Annotated in this window: 3 protein-coding genes and 1 pseudogene; all 4 read left to right on the forward strand. The window is 64.5% G+C overall.

The window, feature by feature from the left end; genetic code table 11:
* Positions 1 to 183 (forward strand): annotated as a pseudogene (locus tag EN964_RS27790) (aldo/keto reductase); the annotation flags it as partial.
* Positions 184 to 203: 20 nt separating this feature from the next.
* Positions 204 to 1901, forward strand: a complete 1698-nt coding sequence (locus EN964_RS27795) for a glycerol-3-phosphate dehydrogenase/oxidase (protein WP_127270632.1) — start codon at positions 204 to 206, stop codon at positions 1899 to 1901.
* Positions 1892 to 2734: a class I fructose-bisphosphate aldolase gene (locus EN964_RS27800; RefSeq protein ID WP_127270631.1), complete on the forward strand. Its 843-nt coding sequence runs from the start codon at positions 1892 to 1894 to the stop codon at positions 2732 to 2734. Before EN964_RS27795 ends, EN964_RS27800 begins: the two co-directional genes overlap by 10 nt.
* 22 nt (positions 2735 to 2756) lie before the next feature.
* Positions 2757 to 3932, forward strand: a 1176-nt coding sequence (locus tag EN964_RS27805; RefSeq protein WP_164776031.1) for an FGGY-family carbohydrate kinase, incomplete at its 3' end; no start/stop codon positions are given.

A 3932-nucleotide genomic window follows, 5' to 3' on the forward strand; every position in this document is an offset into this window, starting at 1 on the left:
GGGGCGAAGGTGATGCCCGGCTGGGCGAGCGTCCAGGCGGGCATCACCTTCGCCCTGTGCGGCGCGCGCAATCCCGAACAGGCGCTCGACAATGCACGGGCCGGCGAGATCACGCTTGCGGCAAGCGAGCTAGCGGCAATCGACGCCGCGGCAGCCGCGCATCTCACCGCGATGGATGCCTGAGCAAAAAGGCAACAGCCCCGATGAACCGTAGTCATACAATCGCTGGTCTGCGCGACCGGCCTGATATCGCCGTGCTCGTCATCGGTGGCGGCATCAACGGCATCAGCGTCTTTCGCGAACTGGCCCTGCAAGGCGTCGATGTCGTGCTGGCGGAAAAGGGCGACTATTGCAGCGGCGCCAGCGCCGCCCTGTCGCGCATGGTGCATGGCGGCCTGCGCTACCTCGAAAACGGCGAATTCAAACTGGTGCGCGAATCGCTGCTCGAACGCGACCGGCTGCTGAGGAATGCCCCGCACTATGTGGCTCCGCTGCCGACGACGGTGCCGATCTTCGACATTTTCTCCGGTCTCGCCAACGGTGCGGTGCGTTTCCTGGGGTTGACGCGGCGGCCGAGCCGGCGCGGGGCGCTGGTCATCAAGGCCGGGCTTGCCATGTATGACCTTTTCACCGCTGCACGGCGTTTGATGCCAACGCACCGGTTCAGGGGCCGCGCTGAAACCCTGAAGACATGGCCGGCGATCAACCCGGCGATCCGCAATTCGGCGACCTACTACGACGCCTGGGTGAGCCGGCCCGAGCGCCTCGGCCTGGAGATGCTGCTGGACGCCATGGCGAGCGCGACGAATGCCCGCGTCTTGAACTATGCGCAGGTGTCGTCGACAGGCGATGGCCTTGTCATCACCGACACGCTGACCGGCGAAGAGCTGCCGGTGCGGCCGCAACTGGTCATCAACGCCACCGGCGGCTGGATCGACCTGACCAACAAGGCCATCGGGGCAACGGCGCAGACGATGATGGGCGGTACCAAGGGCTCGCATCTGATCGTCGACAACGGCGAACTGTTCGACGCGCTCGGCGGCCATATGGTCTACTATGAGAACGAGGACGGGCGCATCTGCATCCTGTTTCCATATCTAGGCAAGGTGCTGATCGGCTCGACCGACATCCGGGTGGACGATCCGGACCAGGTCCGTTGCGAGGAGGACGAGCAGCGCTACATCTTGCAGTCGCTCGCTTTCGTCTTCCCCTCGATCAAGATCACGGAAAACCAGATCGTGTTCCGCTTCGCCGGCGTGCGCCCGTTGCCCGCCAGCGAGGACAGTTTTACCAGCCGCATACCGCGCGATCATTTTTGCGAGTTCGTCGAACCGGCCGGGCATCTGCCGGCGACACTGTGCATGATCGGCGGCAAGTGGACCACCTTCCGTTCGTTTGGAGCGCTGGCCGCAGATATGGCGTTGAAGCGGCTCGGCCTCGCGCGCGGCAAGGGCACGCAGGACATGGCCATCGGTGGCGGCCGCGATTTCCCCGCCGATCCGGACGCCTGGTGCGCGTCATTCGCCGCCGAGCATGGCCTGCCGGTCGAGCGCGCGCGCACACTTCTGCAGCGCTATGGCACGTCGGCCAGGGATTTCGTTTCGCACCCCGCGGGCGAACAGATGCTGCCGCAGTCGGACTATTCGGCAAGCGAAATCGGGCGCATCATCGAGCGCGAACAGATCGAGTGCCTTGCCGACCTGTTCCTGCGCCGCACCACCATCGCCATTTCGGGCGGTCTCAGTTTCGACCTCATCAACGCCGTTCTCGACATGCTGGCGGCGCACAAGGGCTGGAGCGCCAGCGAGGCCGCCACCGAGCGCTCGACCTTCCTCGCCTTGCTGGCCGACCGGCACGGCATCGATCTCCAGACGCATCAAAGGAGCGCCCTATGCGCATAAACAAGAAAGTCCGCATGAACCGGCTGTTCGGTGGCGGCCGCTGCCTCGACGTAGCCATCGATCACGGTGTCTGCAACGAGCCGAGCTTCCTTGCCGGGCTGGAAGACATGGCCGGTGTGGTCAATCAGCTGGTCAAGGCCGGCCCCGACGCCATCCAGATGAACTACGGCCAGGCCGATCTGCTGCAGGCCGTGCCTGGCAAGGACAAGCCGGCGCTGGTGATGCGCATCGACATGGGCAATCCCTATAACAGGATACGCCACCGGGCGATGTGGGCGGTGCTGCAGAATGAAGCCGAGCCCTTGCTTGGCGCCATCGAGATGGATGCGGCTTGCGTCGTGGTCAATCTGTTCATGCTGCCCGACGAACCCGACCTGTTCCGGCAATGCGTGCAGAACATCGCCCGCGTGCGCGCCGATTGCGAGAAATACGGCCTGCCGCTGATGATCGAGCCGCTGGCCATGCTGCCGGTCACTGAGCATGGCGGCTACATGGTCGACGGCGATGCCGAAAAGATCGTCACCTTGACCCGGCTTGCCCGTGAAATGGGTGCCGATATCGTCAAGGCCGATCCGACCACCGATCCCAACGACTTCCACCGCGTCGTCGAGGCGGCGCGCTGCCCGGTGCTGGTGCGCGGCGGCGGCAAGGAGGATCTGCGTGCCGTGTTCGACAAGTCGGCCGCCTTGATGGCACAGGGTGCGCTTGGCATGGTCTATGGCCGCAACATCTACCAGCATGCCAACCCGAGCGCTGTCGTGCGCGGGCTGATGGCGATCATTCATGACGATGCCGATGGCGGCGTGGCCTGGGATCTGTACAACCAGGCATAGGCTGCGGCCTCGGGAGGCGCCAATGGCAAGCTACATCCTCGGCCTCGATGCCGGCAACACCGTCATCAAGGCCATCCTCTTCGACTTGTCCGGCCGCGAACTGGCATTCGCCGCCCGTGACGGCCGCTCGTCCATGCCAAAGCCCGGGCATGTCGAACGCGATCTCGACGAACTCTGGCGCAACGCGGTTTCGGTCATCGGCCAATGCATCGCTGAAGCCGGCATCGACGCCGGCGAGATAGTCGCCATCGGCTGCGCCGGTCATGGCAACGGGCTCTACGCGCTCGATCGCACGGGCGCGCCATTGATCGGCATCCAGTCGCTCGACACACGCGCGGTCGACATCGTCGCCGAATGGGCAAAACAGAATGTCGGCGGCCGCACCTATGCACATTGCCTGCAACGGCCGTGGGCGGCGCAGACGCCTACCTTGCTTGCCTGGCTCAAGCGCTTTTCGCCGGCTTTGTTCGCCAGTATCGGAACTGTGTTCCTGTGCAAGGATTTCGTCGTCAACCGCCTGACTGGTGCGCGCAGCAGCGACACTTCAGACATGTCGGGCTGCGGCCTGCTGCAGATGCAGGACCGCCGCTACGAGCCGGACCTGCTTGCCGCCTATGGGCTCGGCGATTGCATGGACCTGCTGCCGCCAGTGCTGGAATCGGCCGACATTGCCGGTCATGTGAGCGCGGAGGTGGCGGCCCTGACGGGACTGCGCGCCGGCACGCCGGTCGTCGCCGGGCTGTTCGATGTCGTCGCCAGCGCGGTCGGTTCGGGCGTGACCAGAACCGGCGCCGCATCGGTTATCGCAGGGACCTGGAGCATCAACCAGGTCATTACCGACGAACCGATCCGCGACCCTTCGATCTTCATGCTGTCGACTTTCGACCGCCAGCGCTATCTGGCGATCGAATCCAGTGCCACCTCGGCCGCCAATCTCGAATGGATCGTTCGCGAATTCCTCGAACATGGTGGCGAAGCCGGCAAGTCGCCGTTCGAATTGTGCAGCGAACTGGTGGCGTCCGTCGATCCGAACAGCGACATCCCGATCTATCATCCCTTCCTTTACGGCTCGCAGCAGAATGGCCATGCGCGCGCAGGCTTCTATGGCATCGCCGGCTGGCACAGCCGAGCCCATCTGCTGCGTGCGCTGTTCGAGGGCGTTGCCTTCGAGCATAAGCGCCATGTCGAGACCTTGCAC

It is taken from the genome of Mesorhizobium sp. M7A.F.Ca.CA.001.10.2.1 (assembly GCF_003998575.1).
Taxonomy (GTDB): Bacteria; Pseudomonadota; Alphaproteobacteria; order Rhizobiales; family Rhizobiaceae; genus Mesorhizobium.